The sequence below is a fragment of the Nocardia iowensis genome (assembly GCF_019222765.1).
GTDB classification, from domain to species: Bacteria; Actinomycetota; Actinomycetes; order Mycobacteriales; family Mycobacteriaceae; genus Nocardia; species Nocardia iowensis.
This window is the reverse complement of sequence record NZ_CP078145.1, coordinates 4,633,153-4,653,919: the sequence shown is the minus strand read 5'-3', so window position 1 is coordinate 4,653,919 and position 20,767 is coordinate 4,633,153. Positions and strand designations below refer to the sequence as shown.

General features: G+C 66.2%; 22 protein-coding genes and 1 pseudogene. 13 read left to right on the top strand and 10 right to left on the bottom strand.

Annotated elements, in window-relative coordinates; translation table 11 throughout:
• Positions 1-20: 20 nt before the first annotated feature.
• On the bottom strand, positions 21-824 hold the full coding sequence (locus KV110_RS21555) for a thioesterase family protein (protein WP_246633891.1): 804 nt from the start codon (positions 822-824) through the stop codon (positions 21-23).
• 406 nt (positions 825-1,230) lie between these two features.
• Between KV110_RS21555 and KV110_RS21550 the strand changes: the two genes are divergently transcribed.
• The 3 genes from KV110_RS21550 (at position 1,231) to KV110_RS21545 (ending at position 3,200) form a co-directional block, all read left to right on the top strand.
• Positions 1,231-2,010, top strand: coding sequence for a helix-turn-helix domain-containing protein (locus KV110_RS21550; protein WP_218469085.1), 780 nt, complete (start codon positions 1,231-1,233; stop codon positions 2,008-2,010).
• Between the two features lie 246 nt (positions 2,011-2,256).
• Positions 2,257-2,595 (top strand): hypothetical protein, encoded by a 339-nt coding sequence (locus tag KV110_RS41560; RefSeq protein ID WP_246633890.1) that lies wholly within the window; start codon positions 2,257-2,259, stop codon positions 2,593-2,595.
• On the top strand, positions 2,550-3,200 hold the full coding sequence (locus KV110_RS21545; protein WP_246633889.1) for a fructosamine kinase family protein: 651 nt from the start codon (positions 2,550-2,552) through the stop codon (positions 3,198-3,200). The genes KV110_RS41560 and KV110_RS21545 overlap by 46 nt, the downstream gene beginning before the upstream one ends.
• A 135-nt stretch (positions 3,201-3,335) precedes the next feature.
• Here the strand turns inward: KV110_RS21545 and KV110_RS21540 are convergent, their stop codons facing one another.
• The 3 genes and pseudogenes from KV110_RS21540 to KV110_RS21530 all read right to left on the bottom strand — a co-directional run bounded on the left by KV110_RS21540 (position 3,336) and on the right by KV110_RS21530 (position 4,925).
• Positions 3,336-4,211, bottom strand: a complete 876-nt coding sequence (locus KV110_RS21540) for a TIGR03619 family F420-dependent LLM class oxidoreductase (RefSeq protein ID WP_218469084.1) — start codon at positions 4,209-4,211, stop codon at positions 3,336-3,338.
• 1 nt (position 4,212) lies between these two features.
• Positions 4,213-4,347, bottom strand: a pseudogene (locus KV110_RS41555) (hypothetical protein); the annotation flags it as partial.
• A gap of 74 nt (positions 4,348-4,421) precedes the next feature.
• Positions 4,422-4,925 carry a VOC family protein gene (locus KV110_RS21530; protein WP_218469083.1) on the bottom strand — a complete coding sequence of 168 codons (504 nt, stop codon included), beginning with the start codon at positions 4,923-4,925 and terminating at the stop codon, positions 4,422-4,424.
• A gap of 189 nt (positions 4,926-5,114) precedes the next feature.
• Between KV110_RS21530 and KV110_RS21525 the strand changes: the two genes are divergently transcribed.
• Positions 5,115-5,735, top strand: a complete 621-nt coding sequence (locus tag KV110_RS21525) for a TetR family transcriptional regulator (protein WP_218469082.1) — start codon at positions 5,115-5,117, stop codon at positions 5,733-5,735.
• Between the two features lie 250 nt (positions 5,736-5,985).
• Positions 5,986-6,372: an SMU1112c/YaeR family gloxylase I-like metalloprotein gene (gene gloA2, locus KV110_RS21520; RefSeq protein WP_218469081.1), complete on the top strand. Its 387-nt coding sequence runs from the start codon at positions 5,986-5,988 to the stop codon at positions 6,370-6,372.
• On the opposite strand, the gene KV110_RS21515 is transcribed toward gloA2, so the two are convergent.
• Positions 6,360-7,169, bottom strand: coding sequence for a HugZ family pyridoxamine 5'-phosphate oxidase (locus tag KV110_RS21515; RefSeq protein ID WP_218478739.1), 810 nt, complete (start codon positions 7,167-7,169; stop codon positions 6,360-6,362). The genes gloA2 and KV110_RS21515 overlap by 13 nt on opposite strands.
• Positions 7,170-7,324: 155 nt before the next feature.
• On the opposite strand from KV110_RS21515, the gene KV110_RS21510 reads away from it, so the two are divergent.
• On the top strand, positions 7,325-8,419 hold the full coding sequence (locus tag KV110_RS21510) for a hypothetical protein (RefSeq protein ID WP_218469080.1): 1,095 nt from the start codon (positions 7,325-7,327) through the stop codon (positions 8,417-8,419).
• Between the two features lie 43 nt (positions 8,420-8,462).
• Here KV110_RS21510 and KV110_RS21505 read toward each other — a convergent pair whose 3' ends face one another.
• Positions 8,463-9,716 (bottom strand): lipase family alpha/beta hydrolase, encoded by a 1,254-nt coding sequence (locus KV110_RS21505; protein ID WP_218469079.1) that lies wholly within the window; start codon positions 9,714-9,716, stop codon positions 8,463-8,465.
• A 77-nt stretch (positions 9,717-9,793) separates the two neighbouring features.
• Between KV110_RS21505 and KV110_RS21500 the strand changes: the two genes are divergently transcribed.
• Positions 9,794-9,958 (top strand): hypothetical protein, encoded by a 165-nt coding sequence (locus KV110_RS21500; RefSeq protein ID WP_218469078.1) that lies wholly within the window; start codon positions 9,794-9,796, stop codon positions 9,956-9,958.
• Between the two features lie 20 nt (positions 9,959-9,978).
• Here KV110_RS21500 and KV110_RS21495 read toward each other — a convergent pair whose 3' ends face one another.
• Both KV110_RS21495 and KV110_RS21490 read right to left on the bottom strand, forming a co-directional pair.
• On the bottom strand, positions 9,979-10,962 hold the full coding sequence (locus tag KV110_RS21495; protein ID WP_281427826.1) for an SMP-30/gluconolactonase/LRE family protein: 984 nt from the start codon (positions 10,960-10,962) through the stop codon (positions 9,979-9,981).
• 364 nt (positions 10,963-11,326) lie between these two features.
• Entirely contained in the window at positions 11,327-12,043 is a 717-nt protein-coding gene (locus KV110_RS21490; RefSeq protein WP_218469077.1) for a metal-dependent hydrolase, read from the bottom strand.
• Between the two features lie 113 nt (positions 12,044-12,156).
• Here KV110_RS21490 and proS point away from each other — a divergent pair, with 113 nt between their 5' ends.
• Positions 12,157-13,596 (top strand): proline--tRNA ligase, encoded by a 1,440-nt coding sequence (proS, locus tag KV110_RS21485; protein WP_218469076.1) that lies wholly within the window; start codon positions 12,157-12,159, stop codon positions 13,594-13,596.
• Positions 13,597-13,974: 378 nt separating this feature from the next.
• Here the strand turns inward: proS and KV110_RS21480 are convergent, their stop codons facing one another.
• Positions 13,975-16,212 carry a serine/threonine-protein kinase gene (locus KV110_RS21480; protein ID WP_218469075.1) on the bottom strand — a complete coding sequence of 746 codons (2,238 nt, stop codon included), beginning with the start codon at positions 16,210-16,212 and terminating at the stop codon, positions 13,975-13,977.
• Positions 16,213-16,430: 218 nt separating this feature from the next.
• Here KV110_RS21480 and KV110_RS21475 point away from each other — a divergent pair, with 218 nt between their 5' ends.
• The 5 genes from KV110_RS21475 to KV110_RS21455 all read left to right on the top strand — a co-directional run bounded on the left by KV110_RS21475 (position 16,431) and on the right by KV110_RS21455 (position 19,855).
• Positions 16,431-16,895, top strand: a complete 465-nt coding sequence (locus KV110_RS21475; RefSeq protein ID WP_218469074.1) for an SRPBCC domain-containing protein — start codon at positions 16,431-16,433, stop codon at positions 16,893-16,895.
• Positions 16,892-17,230 carry an ArsR/SmtB family transcription factor gene (locus tag KV110_RS21470; protein WP_218469073.1) on the top strand — a complete coding sequence of 113 codons (339 nt, stop codon included), beginning with the start codon at positions 16,892-16,894 and terminating at the stop codon, positions 17,228-17,230. The genes KV110_RS21475 and KV110_RS21470 overlap by 4 nt, the downstream gene beginning before the upstream one ends.
• 21 nt (positions 17,231-17,251) lie before the next feature.
• Positions 17,252-17,692, top strand: a complete 441-nt coding sequence (locus KV110_RS21465; RefSeq protein ID WP_218469072.1) for an SRPBCC family protein — start codon at positions 17,252-17,254, stop codon at positions 17,690-17,692.
• 582 nt (positions 17,693-18,274) lie between these two features.
• Positions 18,275-18,904 carry a membrane protein YczE gene (yczE, locus tag KV110_RS21460; RefSeq protein WP_218469071.1) on the top strand — a complete coding sequence of 210 codons (630 nt, stop codon included), beginning with the start codon at positions 18,275-18,277 and terminating at the stop codon, positions 18,902-18,904.
• A gap of 384 nt (positions 18,905-19,288) precedes the next feature.
• Positions 19,289-19,855 (top strand): DUF1772 domain-containing protein, encoded by a 567-nt coding sequence (locus tag KV110_RS21455; protein ID WP_246633887.1) that lies wholly within the window; start codon positions 19,289-19,291, stop codon positions 19,853-19,855.
• A gap of 10 nt (positions 19,856-19,865) precedes the next feature.
• Here KV110_RS21455 and KV110_RS21450 read toward each other — a convergent pair whose 3' ends face one another.
• A complete protein-coding gene (locus KV110_RS21450; RefSeq protein WP_218469069.1) occupies positions 19,866-20,456 on the bottom strand; it encodes a GNAT family N-acetyltransferase in 591 nt (196 codons plus the stop codon).
• Positions 20,457-20,767 lie beyond the last annotated feature (311 nt).

Below are 20,767 nucleotides of genomic sequence, written 5' to 3'. Positions count from 1 at the left end.
TGTCCCGCGCCCCGGTCGGCTTACGGCGAGACGATGGCCAGTTGACGCGACTGCGCGACCAAAGTTCCTGTGCTGTCCCAGATTTCGAAGTCTTCCTCATGGAAGCCGTCGATCAGGTAGTTGGTGGAGACGCGGCAGGCCAGCCATCCCGGCGCCGGACGGTGGCGAATGTGGACGGACAATTCGATGGTGGACGAGCCGGAGACGCCGAGCTCGAAAATGATCGGGGCGGCGGAGTCCACGAGTAGCGCGAGAGCGATCGGGTCGGGGTCGCGGCCGTCGGCGAAGCGCATCCAGAACTCCGCGGCGGGGACACCGCCGGGGTTGCCGCGCCAGAAGCCCGGAACCTCGGCCATGCGGAACTCCACCCGCCGCGAAATCTCAGGACGGTCGCCGGGGAATTCGCCGGTGGGGTCGATGCACTGCTCCGGCGCGGGCAGGGCGGGCGGTTCGCCCCGGACGAGTGTCGGCCCGTCAGCTGCCGCCAGATCGGTGAAAGTCGCCAGCACACGCAGGATTTCGCGATCGTCCCGAAACAGGGACGCCTGCCCGGTCGCGGTGCGCCGCCCGATGCGAGCAACGTCGGTGCTGATCCGCGCCGGCCCCGGAGTGCCAGGCCGCAGGTAGTGCGCCGACGCGGACAACAGGTCCGGCTGCGGAAGTTCCCGCCGAAGCGCCTGCAGGCAGCTCGCCAGCATATACCCGCCATTGACCGTGCCGATAAACGTCGTCCACCGATCCGGCAAGGTCAGCGCATACTCGTGCTCCCCAGCCGGATCACTCGCCGTATCCCCATCGAACAAGAAATCCGCCGTAGTAGTCATCCCGCACCCTCTCATCGACCCAACGCCCCATCCTCACCCATCCACCCCGCCTGGTCGAGTGGGACATGACCGTGCGCGCACTCGACATTCGCCACAGCGATGTCCCGTCCGTTGAACGCTGGCCAACCTGTCGGGTCGGTGTCGGCCTGCCCATCCGTCGAGCGCATGACCGTCCGCGCATTTGACATTTGCCTCAGTCATGTCCCGTCCGTCGAAGCCTGGCCAACCTGTCGGGTCGGCAATGGCCGTGAACTCTGGCGTCGCCGGGATGGACATCAGGGCTGCACGGCGGGTGGTGGCGGTCATGGGGTCCTTTCGTTCGGCCCCACGATTGCCCGACGCTGGTGCCGTGTCGATTACTTCCGAGGTAATCGTCGTGGCGCCGGGTTGTTCGTAGGATCGGGGAGTGAGTACGCAAACAGCCGGTGATCTGCTGCGACATTGGCGGCTCGAGCGCAGGCTCAGTCAGTTGGAGTTGGCGGGGCGCGCCGAGACGTCGGCCCGTCATCTCAGTTTCATCGAGACCGGTCGAGCCACGCCGAGCCGGACCATGCTGGTGCACCTGAGCGAGCACCTGGAAATCCCACTACGCGAACGCAATCGGCTGCTCCTGGCGGCGGGGTACGCACCCGCCTACGCGGAACCCGCCCTCGACACACCGGCGATGGACGCGGTCCGGAGCGCGATGCGGCAGATCCTCGTCGGCCACCAGCCGTATCCGGCGCTGGCCATCGATCAGAGCTGGAACATGATCGACGCCAACGCCGGCGTCGCGCTGCTACTGCCCGACATCGACCCCGCGCTGCTGACCCCACCCGCGAACGCCCTCCGGCTCAGCCTGCACCCCGACGGCATGGCAGGCCACATCGTCAACCTGGCCGAATGGCGCGGGCACGTGTTCGCGCGGCTGTCCCGCCAGATCGAAGTCACCGGCTCACCCGAGCTGATGGAGTTGCGCGACGAACTCCGCGCCTATCCCGGCGGTGAGATCGACCCTGCGCTACCGGAGCCCGACCAGTCCGTCGTCCCGCTGCGCCTGCTCCGCGACGGCCACGAGCTGTCTTTCCTCAGCGTCACCACGGTCTTCGGCACGCCCATGAACGTGACCGTTGCCGAACTCGCCATCGAATCGTTCTTCCCCGCCGACGAGGACACCATGAAGCGCCTCACCGTCCCGACCCCATGAACCTCACCGACCGCCTCGGCGCGCTCCTGGATACACCCATCCGCGCCGTCACCGACTTCGGCTCGAGTCACGCGTGGACCCTGCACCGCGCCACCCTGGCCGACGGCCGCGACATTTTCGTGAAAGCCGCCGCCGAGCCCACATCGGTCTTCGCCGCCGAAGCGGCAGGTCTGCGCTGGCTCGCGTCCCTCGCCGGAGCGGGCGTCGATGGCGGTGGCTCGCGCGAGTGGCCGGGTGAGACTTCGGATGAGCTCGGCGCGGCAGCTGCTGCCGTTGGCGACGCTGCCGCTGGTGGCGCTACGGCCACTGGTGCCGGTGGTGGCGCTGCAACTGCCGCTGCAACTGGTGCTGACGCTGGTGCCGCTGGTGGTGGTGCGCCTGCTGGCGCTGCCGCTGGCGCGGATGGTGCTGGTCCTGCGGAGTTTCGACCGGCAGCGGATGCCGCGTCCATCGATCGACGGCCCGCCGGCGAGCCGCCCTCGATTCCAGATGTGCGCCAGCCCAGCCACGATCAGATCATCCGCGAGCACCACGCTGATGTGCCGAAACTCCTCCCCGAAGTGCTGGCCGCCGACGATCGGATGATCGTGTTGCCCTGGCTGGACGACAGCGGACCCAGCGCGACCACTGCCGACAAGTTCGGGCGGGAACTGGCGGCGCTGCATACGAATTCGCCCGGCGAGTTCGGCGCGCCCTGGCCCGGCTGGATCGCCGACCTGCCCCTGGACAACACACCCTCGCCCGGACCGTGGGCACAGTGGTACGCCGAACGACGACTCGCGCCCTATCTCCCCGATGCCGCCACCCACCTGGGCCAGGACGGAATCCGCTTGCTGGAGCAGGTGATCGACCGCATCGACACCCTGGCGGGCCCACCCGAACCACCCGCCCGCATCCACGGCGACCTATGGTCTGGCAACATCGTCTGGACCGCCGACCGCGCCATGCTCATCGATCCCTCCGCTCATGGCGGACACCGCGAAACGGACTTGGCCCTGCTGGCTCTCTTCGGCGCCCCGCACCTGGACCGAATCCGTGCCGCTTACCACGAAACCCACCCCCTCGCCGACGGCTGGCGCACCCGCATCCCCCTCCACCAACTACACCACCTCCTCGTCCACGTGATCCTCTTCGGCCCCAGCTACCGCTCCCAAACCCTCGCCGCCGCCAAAGCCGCCCTCGCCGGCTAGCGCCATGGTGGCGGTCAACCTCGCCCACCAGACCCAGCAACACCGCCCGTCCGCCGGTGTCCGCCCATCGAGCGGGACATGATGGAGCCGCTACTCGCGTTTCAGCACAGCCAGGTCCCGTTCAGTGCGTCTGGCTCACCTGTTGGTTCGGGCGATGACGTTGTCGGCGAAGCGGGAGAGATTGGCGATCTTCGTGTCGAGGGGTTCGGTGTCTTGTTCGAGGGTGTAGGGGAGGCGGAAGCCGACGATGACGTCGGTGACGCCCTTGTCTTCCAACCGCTTGATTCCGTCGACGGTGAACCCGTCGAGTGAGATCACGTGTACCTCGAAGTCCTCGCGGGTTCCGTATTCGGCGCGCAGGGCAGCCAATTCGGCCAGTAGCCGGTCGAGTTCGGCCCCGTCGCCACCGGCGTGCATCCAGCCGTCGCCGCGTTGTGCCGCGCGTCGCAGGGCGGGTTTGCTGTGTCCGCCGATGAGGATCGGCACCGGTTCGGTCGGTACCGGGCTGATCTTGATCGGTGGGATGTCGTAGAACTCGCCGTGGAACTCGAAGTACCCGCCCGCGGTGAGTCCGCGCACGATGTCGATGCACTCGTCCATTCGCGCGCCGCGCTTGTCGAACGGTACGTCCATGATCTCGAAATCGTCCGGCCACGGACTGATTCCGACGCCAAGCCCGAACCGATTGCCACTCAACGCGGCCACCGAGGCGGCCTGTTTGGCGACCAGTACCGGTGGGCGAATCGGCAGCTTCAGCACGAACGGGGTGAACCGCAGCGTCGTGGTCACCGCCGCCATCGCCGCGCTGAGCACGAACGCTTCGATAAACGGTTTGTCCTCCAGAAACTCTCGGCTCCCGTCGGGGGTGTATGGGTACTTGGCGTCGGAGTCGCGCGGATAGGCGATGCTATCCGCGACCGCCATCGTCGAATACCCTGCCTCCTCGGCGGCGCGGGCCAGTGGCAGGTAGTACGCCGGGTTCGTCATCGTCTCGGCATAGGTGAAGCGCATGTCAGTCGCCTTTCTGGCGCCGCGAGCGCAGCGCCGTGTGAGCCCCGGCGCGGCGCCCGAAGAACGAGCCCGCACCGAGACAGGTTCCACTCGAATATCCGCCGCTGTCCTGGGTGATGTTCACCGCGCGGGCACCGGCGATGCCGAAACCGACGACCAGCACGTCTGCACACCTCAGTGGGCCCGAAACCAGTTCGGGGACTTCGGTTCCTACTGCCATGGGTTGGCGAAACCTTCCGGGATCAGCGCGTCGAACATCGCCTTCATGTCGTCGGACAGCCGCAACAGCTCGATGTACGAGCCGATCGGCCCGCCGTCGAGATAGGCGAACTCCATCCCCACATCCGCGAACTTCCCTTGCGCCACCACCTCGATACCCGCCGCACGCGCCTCGTCGAGTGCCCCGTCGTAGTCCTCGGGCACCCACGCCGCATGATGGAGTCCGGGTCCCACTCGTGCGAGATGCTCGGCGTACAAACTGTTCCCACCCCGCGGTTCGATCAACTCCAACTGCTGCCCACCCGCATATCCGAGCCCCACCGTAATCGTGTAATCAGCTGGCGCACCCCGCAATTCGCACACCTCCGGCCCGAAGTGCACGTCCGGGATCGTGAACCACTTCGCCACCCCGTACCGCTCGGTGAACTGCCGCTGCGCCGCGCCCATATCGCGCACCACCCAGCACAGCTGAAAAATCGGCCCGCTCGCGATCATCGGCTACTCGCGTGAAATTCGAGCACTCCGCGCGATGCGACCGGCCCTGGGTGCCGGTGCGGCGACGCGGCGATTGCCCTGTGCCGCAACGGTTCGGGCGGCACCGCACCCATCGCCTGGCTTCCCACACCTCCAACTAAACACGTGTGCTTAACTCCGTCAAGGCTTCGGTTTAGTACAGTTGCAGTCATGCTCATCGCCGATTCGCGCGCCTCTCTGCTCGACGCGGGGGAGCGACTCATCGCCGAGCGGGGAGTCGACGTACCCCTGCGGGAGATCGCCGCGGCAGCGGGCCAGCGCAACAACTCCGCGGTGCACTACTACTTCGACTCCCGTCACGGCCTGATCGAAGCCATCGTCGAGCGCCGGATGAACTGGCTCGAAGAACGCCGCATGCACCTGCTCGCCACCCACGAGGCCGACGGCACCGCCCACGACATCAACACCCTGGTCGCCATGCTCGTCGCCCCGATCCTCGAACTCATCACCCAGGACGAGGTGACCCACTACGGCCGCTTCCTGGAAGTGGTCCGCGCCCACCCCGTCGTCGCCGACCCCCGCCGCCTCGCGGGCGCCGACCGCGCCGCCGTGCGCATCATCGCCACCCGACTCGCCGCCGCCTTACCCCACCTCGCACCGCGCAGGCGCCGCCAACGCCTGGAGACCATGGCCACCGTCATGTTCGCCCTCATCGCCGACTACGAGCGCGGCCTCGAAGCGGGCGTCCGCAAACCACACCCCGACGACGCCGCCGAGATCACCGACATGATCGTCGCCATGCTCACCGTGCCCACCGGCCGTCGCCGCTGACCACCGCCGCGACACGGACCCGCCACCAGCTCGTTCAGGGAAGGCACTACCGCCACATGCCCCGGCGGGTGTTCAGGACAGCGGAAGACAGCCTTGCGGATTTGTTCCCCTGCCGATCGGTCGTCGCCGCGGGCTTCGGTGATGGGTCCGGCGCATCACCGGCCCGCGCGGCACCCCGCTCGTCCGTCCTGCGACCCGCAATGCTGGTGCGTCGTCCGGAGCGACGCGTTCCCTGGGATACGGTCGCGGGGTGGAACTCCTAGGTATTCATCACGTGGCGGTCATCGCCTCCGACTATGTGCGGTCCAAGCGGTTCTACACCGAGACGCTCGGGCTCGCGGTGATCGCCGAGCAGTACCAGGCCGAACGCCGCTCCTACAAGCTGGATCTGGCCATCCCGGGTGGGAGCCGGATCGAACTGTTCTCCTTCCCCGACCCGCCCGACCGCGCCAGCTGGCCGGAGGCGGCGGGGCTGCGGCATCTGGCGTTCGCGGTCCGCGACGTCGCCGCGACCCTCGCCGAGCTGGCCGCCAAGGGTGTCCGCACCGAGCAACTGCGCGTCGACGAGGTCACCGGCAAGCGGATGGCGTTCTTCTTCGACCCCGACGAACTGCCCCTCGAACTCTACGAAGTCTGATTCATCCCCCGCGACCGCCGCGCCAACTCGACTGTCGCTGCCCGCAATTCGTCGATGGAATCGATCGGCGCGACATAACCCACCCTGGTCCGCGCCACTCCGCGCGGCGTCACCACCCGCAAGTCCAACCCGTACCGGTCGGCGCGCTCACAGCTCGCCTCGGTCGCGTCCGGATACCCGCCCAATGCCTGCGCCATCGTCAACAACGCCGCGGCATGATCGTCGTTCAGGTGCGCGATGGCACCCGCCGCCACCGGCACGATCGGATCCGGCGTCATCTGGGCATACTGCTCCGCAGTGGCCGAATCCATCCGCCCATACCCGCCGACCCACCGAACCCGCCGCACCCGCAACACCCACACCGAGAAATCGCTGTAGTCGATGTAATGCTTCGCCGCGGGCACCGCCGCCAGATGCGCCTCCCGCGCCGCCTCGGCCTCCGCACCCACCGGCTGCTCGACCACGCCGGCCAGCGTGATCCTGGTACCCGCCAGCGGATCCGCTGGCAGGTCGGGCGCCACGATCGCGAGACTGGCCCGCGGATCGGCGGCCAGATTCCGGCCGTGCTCGGCCATCCGGGAGACACACAGCACCGGCTGACCGTCCAACAGCCCATACGTCACGAACGACGCCCACGGCGTCCCGTCCTCGCTCAAACTCGCCAGCGTCGCGGTATTCGTCGACGCGGCAACCGTTCTCGCCTCCTCGGCGGCGGACGGCCGCGCCGGATTCGCCACCGGCGCGGTCGGCTGCGGAATCGAAGGGGCGTCGCCTGGGTCACCATGGTCGAGGGTCATGCCGTCCATCCTCTCCTGCCCGTCCGACAGAATGACAGCGGGTGCCGTCACCGAGCGAACTTTCTCCAGCGTGCCACGCGGAATCGCGATGCGCGTCGCGGTCAATGGATCGGATTGACCGAGCGGAACGCGCCCGGATAGACCAGACTTGCCGGGTGACCCGATATGCATTCGACGCCGACCGCAACGTGCTCGTCGCCACCTGGCCGAGCGGCCGGGGTGACCTCGCGCAGACGGTTGCCGTGCTCCCCCCGACGGTAACCCATGACCAGGCAACAAGTCTGGCGTCGCACCTGACCACGCTGTCGCGGTTCCAATGGCGCACCTACACCCATCCGGCCAGTGCGGCGGGCGACCCCGACATCCCCAACAGCGAAGCCTGGCGCCGCGCCGAGGAACGCCGCAACTTCAAGGAAGTCGAGGCGGGAATCCACACCCCCAACCTGCCCTCCGAAGAAGGACTGGTTGTCTCCTACAGCGGCGTCGTCGAATCCGCGCACCGCCTCGGCCGCACCCTGCACGAGATCGACGATCCCACCCTCCGCGACGCCATCGCCGCCGAGGTGAGCGCCGAGCAGGCCGCCATCGAATCAGCCGAACGCGGTGACCTGTCCGATCGCGCCCGCCAAGCCGTCGAACTGTCCCGCCCCGACGTGTCCCCGGCACAGGTACAGGCCGCCGACGACCTGCTGCGCGCCGACCCGCTCGGCTCCGTCGAACTGTTCACCGAACTCGACCCCGCCTCCGCCGCGGTCGCCGCCGCGCACTGGCTGCTCGCCGCCGCCGAGGTCGCCGGTGAAATGGCGGGCGTGCCATGCACCGACGTGGTCGTGGAAGCCGACGACATCGAGGCGCTGCAAGTGGAGACACCGACCCTGGTGCTCGAGCGACTCGACGCGGGGGAGAGCCCCACCGAAGTAGTCGTCGACCTGATCGCCGAAGCCATGGCCGTGCACGAAGGCCGAGTGCCCGCACCGTGGGCCGTCGTCGCCCGCGTCGCCGAAATCGAAGAGCAGGCCCGCAAATTCGAGGTCGACGCCGATACCCGCGCGGCCATGCTGGCGGGCTTCCGAATCAGCCGCCTCGATCCGTCGCGTCCCGCCCTCGACCTTCTCGAAGACCTCCTCGACGGCATCCGCGGCTGCTTACTCCTCTACGCAGCCCACACCGATGACGACGCCGACGTCGAAACCCTCTTCACCGCCGACGTCCGCTTAGAAGCCGACGCCGACCCCGAACACCTCCTCTGAACCCCCGGCCCCTCTCCATAGCGCGGCACTGGCACGGGGCGGGTTACTGGGTTGCGCGTTCGGCGGCGGCTTCGGGGGCGGTGCTGAGCCAGCGACGGAGGCCTTCGTAGACGGCGTGGTGGTTCAGGAGGGTGAAGTGGTTGGCAGCGGGGACGTGCAGGCCGTTGGAATCGTCGAAGCCGATGCGGCGGGCCCGGTTTCGGCCTGCGGCGCTGGGGGTGAGGACCAAGCCGTCGCCGATGATCCGGCCCAGGGGGTGGCGGGGGCTGCGGGTGACGCAGGCGGTGACGAAGTAGTGGGCAGCGCCGTCGAGCAGGGGAACCTCGCGAATGGCCCGGCGGCTCAACGCGTCCGTGTCGACGCCGCGCCAGTCCTCGTCCACCAGGGAACCCTGCCGCAGATCACGGATGCCCGCGCTGCGCCGACGCAACAGCCGACCGAGCGGGCGGGTCTCGGGCATCCGCACCAGCGCGGCGGACGCATAGTGGACGAACTGCTCGAGTGGTGCACCGAGATGCGGCGAACCGAGGCAGACGAGGTGCCGAACCCGGCCCACCCAAGCCCGCTTGGACTCGCACGCGTCGAAACACGCGCCCCGGGCGATCAACCCACCCATCGAATGCCCCACCAGCGACAGCTGCTCGACCTCGACCGGCCAATGCTCGACCAGCCGCTCCAACAGCTCACTCAACTGACGGGCATTCTCGGAAATGTGCAGTCCGCTGTTGTACCGGACCTGCAAGGTGCTGTAGCCGAGATCCTGCTCGATCCCTTCGGCGTAACTCGTTCTGCCCCCGAACCGCCACGCATGCTCGGTCTCCACCAGACCGTGCAGGAAGACCACCACCTGCGGACTCGGTTGCGCCACATAGTTTCCGATCTCCTCGGGCGGCACCGGATCCCCATCCACCCGCAACGTCATCGGCCCGGCGAGAATGGGTCGCGACTCCTCGAGGTCGTCGCCGATCAATCCCTGCAGCGCACCGAGGAACCCCGCGCCGAACACCGTCCGCGACGGCACCTCCGCACCGGGCAGATCCACCGTCCGCTCGGCCAGCTTGCCCGCCGCGACCGCCGTCTCGCGCACCGCCCGGTAGACGCCGTCGGTGATCGCGTCGTGCACCAGCTCCACCGGGGCCGCGGCCGGGCCGACTCCGAACCGCACCGCCGCGAAGACCCGGTCGGCGATCGCCCGGTGCACCGCCCCGATCCCACCCACCGCACCACCGAGCTCATCGCCTGCCAACCGGGCGAGGGCCCGGACTTCGGCCCGCCGCTGGTGCGTCTGCTCAGTCATTCTTTCAGTGTACAATCGTGCACTGAAATCGTCTCGCCGACGCAAATCCGTTGTCGCCCTTAGCCCACCGAATCCGAATGAAACCGCTGCTGGTCACGGGCGCCACGTCGCCGTCTCCCAACTGGCTGCGGGCAGGCACCCCGCGCACGCGACAGCACTGGGTAGCCGAGCAGGTCCTCGACTGGACAGGCATCGGCGCGAGCCACCTTCGCTTCGCCGCGTCCCGTTCCGCACGGCACTGATCCCACGCAGGGACGCCGAGTCAGGGGACCCGGCTCACCCCCACCGCCGACTCGGTGAGACTGCCCAAATACAAAGTGCCAGCACGTTCCACGACACCGGTGACCATCGCGAAGTTGGTCCCCTCGGTCTGTAGATCGTGCACCACCTTGCCGTCGAAGTCGACCGCCATCACCCAGATGGTCTTCGCCGGTTTCGGCTGCACCCACTCGGGCAGCGCCCACACGATGCGACGCAGGAGGCCGGGAAGCGGAAGTAGCCGGTCCAGCAACGAGTTTCGGGCGGCGGGCAGGGTGATCCAGACGAGCCCATCGCTGCCGAGGCCCAGATTGTCCGGGAAGCCGGGCAGATTCTCGATGAGGTAGTCGCGGGTGCCCGCCTTCGGACCCGTGAGCCAGCAGCGCGACAGCCGGTAGGCACCGGTCTCGGCGACGATCACGCAGGAGCGGTCGGGAGCGAGCACCACGCCGTTGGCGAAATACAGGTTGTCGAGCAAGGTTTCGACCTGGCCGGACGGATCGCGGCGGAACAACCTGCCGGTTCCCGAATGCTCGAGCATGTCGCCCATGTACTCGCTCAACGGATATCGGCTCGACGACGAGGTGAAGTAGATGGTGCCGTCGTCATCGCGAACGACATTGGTGGCGAAGGGAAGTGGTGCACCGTCGACCTTGTCGACGAGCACCTCGGGTTCGCCGCCCGGCTTCAGTTCGAGCAGGCCGCGGTCGAAATCGCAGATCAAGATCGTGCCGTCGGGGTCGGCATGCAGGCCCAGTGGCCGTCCGCCGGTGTTCGCGAGCTTGCGTACATTGCCGTCGGCGGGGTCGATGCTGAGGATCGATCCGTCCTCGATACCGGCGATGACCCGTCCGTCGGGTGCGAGCACGACATCTTCCGGACCGGCACCCGGCAGCTCGAGTCGGGTGAGGTTCGGAAGTGGTGGCGTACTACGCGATTGGCGCGCCCGCGGCGAAGCGGGAGGGGGTGTCCAGCGTTGCGGGTTCATCGTCGATGCGAGCACGCCTCAGGGTAGCTGCGGGGTAGGGGAATGGCCGTCGGAATCGCGGAGGGGGGCTGCGTTGGGATGGCCGAACTCGAAAGCACAGGGCGCGGTGTCCGTAGGGGCAATGGAGTGTGGGCAAAGCGTCCATGGTGAAAGGCAGGTCAGCTTGACAATAACATGTTGATACGTAGATATGCGCATCTACGCATTTGGATCTCATCATTCCGGAATCTCCCGTCGATCAGTCGTCACGACAAAAACCGCATAGACCCCAGGGGGCTATCCAACAAAAGCGGGGAGCACCCAACGGGACATGGCAGCGCCCCTACTCGCAAAACGCCATCACCACGTCCCGTTGATCAGGCGCCTACGGCTGGTGGGTGATCGAGTACCAGAGAACCGCGAGGGTACCGAGGACGAATAGCGGTGAGAGGATCCAGGTTTCGAACTTGTTCCCGGTCCGGTCGATTATCGGCACGCTGGTGCGCAGGTTGAACGGCCAGAACAGGCGACAGCCGCGGTCGGTGAGACAGTCGCCGAGCAGGTGCACCAGTGCGCCGAGACCGACGGAGAACGGCAGCCAGACTGGCTTGTCCGAGATCCAATGGTCCATCGCGAAGGTTCCCGCGACGGCGAGGACCACGATGGTGCCCCAGGCCTGGAACCCGTCACCCGGCGGGCACAGGTGAAGTGCCCGCACGGCCAGCGCCAGCAGGAAGAACACCAGTCCGAGGGTGAACCACCGCCCGATCCAATGCTCGCCCGCCCACGTGCCATAGGAGACGGCGGCGACGAAAGCAAAGGAGTGGGTGGCGTGCCGATGTCCACCCGAGATCCATGAGATCAACTTGCAGAGGTAGTAGGAGATGGGACCGAGCACATGCGCGATCGTTCCGTTCGGGTGGTCGGCGTCCGGCAGCAGTGCGGCGCCCGCGGTGAGGAATGTCCCGAGCAGCAGATCGACCGGGCCGAGATGTCCTGTCGCGCCTTGAATCGTGGGGTACGTCAAGATCGTGACGGGCAGCGCCGCTGCCGCCCCTGACCAGGCCAAAGCGCCACTGGTCGCATGTGAATGTCCAAGCACCGGTTGAAGGTTAGTTCACCTCAGCATCTTTCAGCGAATGCCGGTTCAGTGATCGTGAGCAGCGGCGATTCAGCTCACAAATTCACTGGCACGCCGACGATAGGCTTGCCGGTATGGCACGTGATGAGCGCGGAGTTACCGCCCAGAGCGAAGATTTCTCCAGCTGGTACAACGAACTGGTCCTCGCGTCCGGTCTCGTCGACCGGGGTCCGGCCAAGGGCACCATGGTGATTCGACCGTACGGGTACCGGATCTGGGAGCTCCTACAGGCCGAACTGGACCGCCGGATCAAGGAAACCGGTCACGAGAACGCCTACTTCCCGCTGCTGATCCCGCAGAGCTACCTCGAACGCGAAGCCGATCATGTCGAGGGATTCGCCCCGGAACTGGCGGTGGTCACCCACGCCGGTGGCAAGGACCTCGAAGAGCCACTGGTGGTGCGGCCCACGTCGGAGACGATCATCGGCGAGATGATGGCGAAGTGGATCTCCTCGCACCGCGATCTGCCGATGCTGCTCAACCAATGGGCCAACGTTGTCCGCTGGGAGATGCGCCCGCGAATGTTCCTGCGCACCACCGAATTCCTGTGGCAGGAGGGCCACACCGCGCACGTCGACGAACCGCAGGCGCGGGCGGAGATGGGGTTGGCGCTCGACATCTACGCCACGGTCGCCCGGGAATGGGCGGCCATGCCGGTCGTGCCGGGGGAGAAGACCCCGGGTGAACGGTTCGCCGGCGCCGTCGAGACGATCACCATCGAGTCGATGATGCGCGACGGCAAGGCGTTGCAGGCGGGGACCTCGCACTATATGGGCACCAACTTCGCGCAGGCGTTCGGCATCCGCTATGCCGCTGCCGACGGCCGTGACACGTTGTGCCACACGACATCATGGGGGATGAGCACCCGCATGCTCGGTGGCATCGTGATGACCCACGGCGACGACCGCGGCCTGGTGCTGCCCCCTCGGCTGGCACCGCATCAGGTGGTGATCGTGCCGATCATGCGCGGCGAGACCGCCGCGACGGTGGTGGCCGCCGCCGACGAACTGGCCCGAAAGCTGCGTGCGGCGGGCGTTCGCGTGCACGTCGACGACCGCGACCAGACCCCAGGCTGGAAATTCAACGAGTGGGAAATGCGGGGCGTCCCGATCCGCATCGAGCTGGGGCCGCGCGATCTTGCCGCGGGCACCGCGGTGCTGGTCCGCCGACTCGGCGAACAGGGCAAGCAGACCGTGGAGCTGGCCGGCCTGCCCGCGACCGTGCCGGGCATTCTCGCGGACTTTCAGGCCTATCTGCTGCAGCGGGCCACCGACTTTCGGGACGAACACACCCGCACGGTCGATGACTGGGCGTCGTTCGAGGCTGCTGTCGCCGCGGGGTGGGCGCTGGCATTGCACTGCGGACAGCCCAATTGTGAGGACGACATCAAGGCGCTCACCGCGGCGACCCCGCGCTGTGTGCCATTGTCCGGCACTGCCGAGAGTGGGCAGTGTGTGCGCTGTGCCGCACCGGCGGCCTATGGCAAGCGGCTGATCTTCTCCCGCGCTTACTGATTCGTGTGGGTCAGCTTTGGTCGAGGCTGACCCACACTGTGCGGGTAAGGCAATCGGTAGATCTGTCCGCCAATCGGCGTGAGAGGAGGGGAGAAGTCGATATGGAAGGGCGACAGGATGTTCGGTTGGGGGAGGGTGGTTGCGCTGCCGTGCAGGATCTGGCGACGGGATGGTGGACCGCTGCTACCAGGCAGTGTCATACATTGTGGTTGCGCACCGATGGGATGGGTCGGCACGCGTTAGCATAATAAAGCATCTGGTTACGTACATGTGCGTATATATGAATATAAATGCTATTAAGGACACGTAGCGCCGCCCATTGAGTCCCTTAAAGAACAGCAAGGACTGGCAGAGGCACCTACGGAAGTCTTAACCCGATCACGGACGCCCGTGCGGATTGACGATCCGATCCAGCGCATGCAGGTCGGAATCCAGTGAGTAGAACACCCGCAAGGCGCCGACGAACGCGAACAGCCCGCACACGCACAACGCGACAATCGAGGCGATCACCGTCTGCTGTTGCGCGGGATCGAGGAACGCCACCCCCGCCGCAACACCGAAGAGGGGTACTGAAGCGGCGATGCCGAGGTAGATCCGGCTCCGCCGCGCCAGCCTATGCAGCTGCACCGATTCGGCGGGGGAGCTGTGCCCGGCGGCGACCAGTCCCGGGTAGTACCAACGCAGTACGAAGAAGGTCACCGGGAAATAGGTGTACACGACCGCAACTGCGGCCGCGACCAGATGCGAGGCGATCAGGTTGAACAGTAGGCCCGCGGACAGGTCGGCGATGTCGTGCAACTTGATGAGGAACGCCACCAGCGCAAGTGCCCACCCCGTGAACGCGACAGCGGCGATACGGTCACTACAGGCAAGGGTGTCGGCGCGCGCCTTCGCTAGTGTCTGCTCGTCGTAGTGTTTGCCCCGCCGCAGACCGAAGGGAACCAGGAACACCAGCCGACACCAGTAGAGCAGCAACGCGATCCCCACCGGATAGCCGACGGCGGCCGCCAGCAAGCCGAGCCGAGTGAGTTCGGCCTGTCCGTCGAGGCCGAGTTCCAGATGGAGAAGTTTGGTGTTGTGCGCCGAGAGATACAGGCCGCCGAGTAGTTGCCCGAGCGCGCTGGACAGGGTCACCACCGGCATCGGACGCATGCGCAGCCTGCCGCGGAGGCTGTGCGAGGGTGGGTCGACGAGGTCGCGGGCGGTCCGATCCAGGGTGAGTTCGAGGTGCTGGGCGAGTTCGGCGCCGCTGGCATATCGGTCGTCGCGGTCGGGGGACAGGCAGGTCAGCAGGGCGTGGCGCAGGATCTGCGGGCAGTCGGGTGGCAGGCTCGCCTCGAGGCGAGCGTCGATCGGCTGGCGGCGCAGTTCGATCATCCTGGTGAGCGAGGTGTCCGATTCGCCGATGCCGAGTTGGTCGGCGAAGGGGAGTCGGCCGGTGAGTAGTTCCCACAGGACGACCGCGAGGGCGTAGAGGTCGCTGCGGGTGTCGAGGTCCGCGGCCGTGGTGGGGATGCCGGGATGGCAGGCCTCGAGTTGTTCGGGGGACATGTAGGCCAGGGACCCGCCGAAGTAGGCTACCGGGCTCGCACCCGGAATGTGGGTGCTGAAGCTGATATTGAAGTCGGCGAGCTTGGGTTGGCCGTCGACGGTGAGCAGCACGTTGGCGGGTTTGATGTCGCGGTGCAGCACGCCGGAGCGGTTGGCGTAGTCCAGGGCGGTGGCCAGCCGGCTGCCCAGCCATGCCACGGTTTCGGGCCAGCTCAGGCTCGCCAGGTCGGTCCGGGTCGCGGACGGTTGCGGGGTCAGCACGCCCCCCGAGGTGACCGCGGCGTCGACCGCGTCCAGTAGCAGTTGACCGGTACGCTTCTCCACCGGTGTGGTGCGCACCAGGCGGAGCGCGCCGAGCAGGGTGCCGCCGGGCACGTACTGCATGTACATCAGCTTCAGATGCTGTTCTTCGATCTGGCGCTGATCGAAGACGCGCACGATGTGCTCGTGGTCGAGTTGGGCGAGGGTCTGCGGTTCACTGCCGCGGTCGCGGGAAATCTTCACCGCGACAAGGCGTTGCATGGAGCGCTGCCGGGCCAGGAATACCCGGGCGAAGGCGCCCTGTCCGAGTTGGATCAGTAGATCGAAGTCGCCGACCGTGGCGCCGGGGGCGATGGTGTCGAGTGCGTTGCTTGCCGTCGAGTCGGCAAGCAACGTGGTGCGGAAGTTCTCGGCGGTGAGGCGGCCGGTGTCGAGCTGATCGGCGAGCTGCGCCATCTGCGTCGAGAAGTTGTGCTCGTACTCGGTGAGGTCGAGGTCCAGGTCGCCGCCGCGGCTACGGGCGGTGATCTCCTCGTAGATCAGATCCGGCGGTAGCGGGGCGACGTCGAGTTCGGGAAATTGTGCCCGGTACTCCGCGAGTCGCTTGGCGTTGCGTGCCTCGCGCCACCGATGTTGCAGATCCACCTTGATCAGCTCGATCAATGCGGACCGGCGCAATCCGCCCTCGGCGGGCAGATGTGCCGCCAGATCCGGCGGCTCGTCCGCGTCCTCCCAAGCGCTGTCGAAGCCGGCAACCAGTCGCGTCAACGCGCTCTGCGTCGCCGCCACTCGGTCCATCTCCATGTGTCCCACCCGATCGAAAGGCTTCCCGAGCCCCCAACCGAGGATAGGCGATCACCTCTGCCGCGGCCGCTGAATTATTCGTTTCCGCAGGTCTGTGGTCTTTTCTGCGTTGCTGTGGTGAGCGAGGCAGCGGAGCAATGTGCAACGAAGTGTTGCGTGTCTGCCTGTCGTCGGCTAGGTTCATGTGCAACGAAACGTTGCGAGTCGAAGGAGTTCACATGGAGCACGGGCAGATCGAGCGGACGCTGTACATCGAAGCCTCGCCGGAAGTGGTCTACGAGGTCATCAGCAGTCCTGCCCACCTGAAGGAGTGGTGGCCCGATGATGTCGAGCTGGAGCCCGTTCCAGGTGCGGTGGGAGAGCTGATCTGGGGCGACAAGAGCACACCGGACGCGGAGATCGTCCCGATCACCGTGGTCGACGCGCAACCGCCCCGGCTGTTCTCGTTCCGCTGGAGCCACCCGGCCGATGAACCGGCGGCTGTCGGCAATTCGATGTTCGTGACCTTCGAACTCACCCCTTCCGGGGAGGGCACCACGGTCCGGATGACGGAGACCGGGTTCCGCGAAATGGGTTGGGAAGTCGCCGTTCTGGAGCAACATTACAACTCACACTGCGAGGGCTGGGACCTGTACCTGCCGCGTCTGGGCGAGTACGTCGTGCGGCTGGTTTCGAGCCGATGAGCGGCCTAGTCGACGACGACCTCTGGTCGGCCATCGGTGATCCGACCCGTCGGCGCATGCTCGACCTGCTCCTGGCCGACGGGGAGGGCACGGCGACCACCCTCAGTGAGCGGCTACCCGTGACCCGGCAGGCCGTCGCGCGCCATCTCGGCGTGCTCGACCGGGTCGGCTTGGTACACGGGACACCCGAGGGCCGCGAGCGACGCTACCGCGTCGATGACGCCCAACTCGCTCGCGCCGTAGCGCAACTCAACGCCGTCGGGTCCACGTGGGATGCCAGGCTGCAGCGGATCAAGCGGATCGCCGAAACCATTCAGCGCAACAAACAGCAGTAACAACGAGAAGAGGAGTTCGACATGGTGGACATTCTGCACAGGGCCGGGATCAAGGCAGGTATCGACGACGTCTATGCGGCGTTGACGACGACCGACGGACTGGCCGGTTGGTGGACGACCGACACCAAGGGGGACACGAACATCGGGGGAGTAATCCAGTTCCGTTTCGGGGCGGATGGATTCGATATGAAGGTGCTCGACGGCAAGCCTGCCGAGCAGGTGCGCTGGCAGGTCGTCGGGGGTCCGGAGGAATGGATCGGCACCGAAGTGGTGTGGGACCTGAAGCAGGACGGTGAGTACACGATCGTTCTGTTCCAGCATCGAGGATGGAAGGAGCCGGTCGAGTTCATGCACCATTGCAGCACCAAGTGGGCGATCTTCCTGATGAGCTTGAAGTCGCTGGTCGAAACCGGCACGGGGGCACCGTATCCCGATGATGTGAAGGTCGACAACTGGAACTAGGTCGATAGTGCGTGGGGGATGGTGGGCGATCTGTTGGATCGCCTGCCATCTCTTCTACTTGACATAATGTGCATTATCGGCGTAGAAACGGAGTCAATAATCGGGGCTGTACCGGGCCATATTGCTCCGTGTGTGCGCGGCGTTTGCGTTGACTCGTATTCGCTTGGGCGCCCGCCCCGCTGTCGTAGCCGGTCGTTGTGTGCGGTGTGCGCGTTGGATCGGCGTTGATCTCCCCTTGGCAAATTTGCCGTTGATGTAAATATTCCGGTCTACGGACGATTCAAGCGGAAAGTGTTGGCCTGGTTCCGGATTGGCCATTTAGGGCCGCTCCCCTAGGTCTACTTCCCTACCTTCAAAACGTCACAGTGACGTTTTGAAGGTAGGGAAGTGTAGACGCTGAATCCTGTTGAGGGTCAGCCGTTCCAGCTAGTTTTGGCCACTCGCGAAGGGGTGTCGACTCGGGCTTGTTGCGGACAAGTCTCGCCGACCCGTTCGGTGCGACCCGTTCCAGCGCCGGTCCACGAGGCCAGATCTTTACCGGTGGCTCTGTTTTGGCATGCCAGTGGTCGGCATGCTGGGCGGGTGTTGATTCGGCGGTTGGTTGCGTTGTATGTCGGTCTGTGGTTGTACGGGTTCTCGATGGCGGTGATGGTGCGGGCGGGTCTCGGGTTGGATCCGTGGGATGTGTTTCATCAGGGTGTGGTCGAGCATGTGCCGCTCAGCTTCGGTGCGGTGACGGCTGTGACCGGGATTGTCGTTCTGCTGGCGTGGATTCCGTTGCGGCAGCGGCCCGGCCTGGGGACGGTGAGCAATGTGGTGGTCATCGCGGTGTCGGTCGATGTGGGACTGTGGCTGTTGCCTGCGTGGCAGATGATTCCCGCGCAGGTCGGTGCGATGGGTGCGGCCGTGGTGCTCAATGCGATCGCCACGGTGCTGTACATCGGGGCCGGGATGGGGCCGGGCCCGCGCGATGGACTGATGACTGGACTGGTTCGGCGGACCGGAGTCTCGGTGTGGGTGGTACGGACCGCGATCGAGGTGACGGTGTTGTCGACCGGCTGGGTGCTCGGTGGCAGCGTCGGCATCGGAACCCTGGTGTACGCCTTCGGTATCGGCCCGCTGATCCAACTCATGATCCCCGCGGTGAACCGCCACCTGCCAGGTTTCCAGAACCGCCCGACAGACGAACCGGCCGCCGCGGTCCCCGCGTAAGCCAGGATTCGTCATGATCAACGGGACATGGCTGTGGCGCTACTCGCGAAATGCCTCAGCCATGTCCCGTTGGTCATGCTTGTTGCCTGTGGTGAGCCTGGAGGTCTCCCCTGCTGGCTCAACTGTAGGCTCAGGTTGTCCACCGCGAAACGTCACTGTGACGACAAGGTAAGGGCGCGTGGGAAAGTCGCGCCTCAATGCTTCCGTGGCTGTCGAGTGCCTGAGCGGGCCCGGCTCATCGGGTTGTGACATCTGATCATCGGTCGTGAATCGGTAGACGACGAGATCGTCGATATTCCGGGAGAACTCAGGGAAAACTCCCGCAATCAATTGGGGGCTCGGCCCGGATGCGGCGATCGGCGCTGCACAGAGACGATGGTCGGCATGAAAGCCGCCATGCGACGAGTCGATGTCTATTTCCTGTGGCTTCTGGTCATATTCGTCGGCATACAGTTCGGGGCCGGTTGGTACGAGAAGCTCGCAGTCGTTTCGCTGTGGGCCGACCTGCCACCCGACCAGGTGCTCGACGGAATGAACGAGTCGGGGATGCACCGTGCGGGACGCGCGTTCTGGCCGTTCGTGTCGCCGGTCGTCGCGGTTGCCGCAGTAGCGAATCTGGTGTTCGCGTGGCGCTCCACCGCGCCCAACCGTTCCTGGTGGCTGGCCGGTGCGGCCGTGATGTGCGGGTACGCCGCGATCAGCTACGGCTACTTCGTCCCGCAGATGCTGACGTTCCAGTCCGATGGGGGCTCGTGGTCACCCGAGCGCATCGACTCCTTCGTTACTTGGTGGACCCGACTGAATTACGGCCGCATGGTGATCGGTGGAATCGGCTGGTTGTGTCTACTGCGTGCGCTTTCACTGTCCACCGCCTACCGCGATCCGGGACACGCTGATTCCGAACATCGACACGCTGCGCCTCTCGGCATCCGCGATGGTCAACAGACCTGATCGGCTCCGCTCATGACCCCGGTCGCGCTGGGCGGTGCCTGATCCAGCACATCGCTCGGCCGGAGTCGGCGGGAGCGGTCTTCTCGCGCGGTCCGATCCGATCGAGGCGAAACCCGATCCGGCGGGCCACGGCGGCGCTGCGGGTGTTGGTTGCGTCGCAGTGGATTTCGACGCGGTCTATGGCTGGTAGGGCGAGGGCGATCTCGGTCAGCGCCGCCGCGGCGCGGGTGATCACGCCGTTCCCGGTGTGCGAGACGTGGCACCAGTAGCCGAGTTCGATTGCGCCGTAACCGATCCTGTCATGCAGGTCCGCGCCGCCGAGCACGGTCTCGGCTAGGTCGAAAATGCCGTAGCGGAAGGATCCTCGCTCGGTTGGCCAGCGCATGGCTTGTTCCCCGTAGGTGCGCTGGCCGTCCACTGTCGCGAGATCGAGGAGGCTGTCGTCCCACCATGGGCGTAAGTGATCGAACGATGCGGTCATCGCCTTCCATCGCGGCAGGAGATCTGCTGGCTGCCATCGGCGAATCAGTAGCTCGTCCAAGATGATTCGTTCGGGCGGGGTGATCCCGGGCGCCAGTGCCGGTGACCGTTCGGTTTGCATTGCACGAGGATGGCGGTGCATTCGGAGACAGGCAAGCCAATAAACCCAGCGGACGCGCCGTCGACCGGCGGTCTCGGCGGGATGGCACCCACCGGAATCCCCGGTCGGCACCGCATGCCTCGCACCGATCGCCTGGGATGATTTCGCGGTCAGAGTGGTAGTCCCTTGAGGCGGTGGTGGTAGCACGTACGTAGGCAGCAGCTCCTGAAACCCGCTGTGCCATAACCACACGGCGCCGCCACCTCCCGGAGGCGATCGCAGAACTGGAGACGGTTATCCGGGGCGTGAGAAGCGCCTCGTGGCACCCGGCC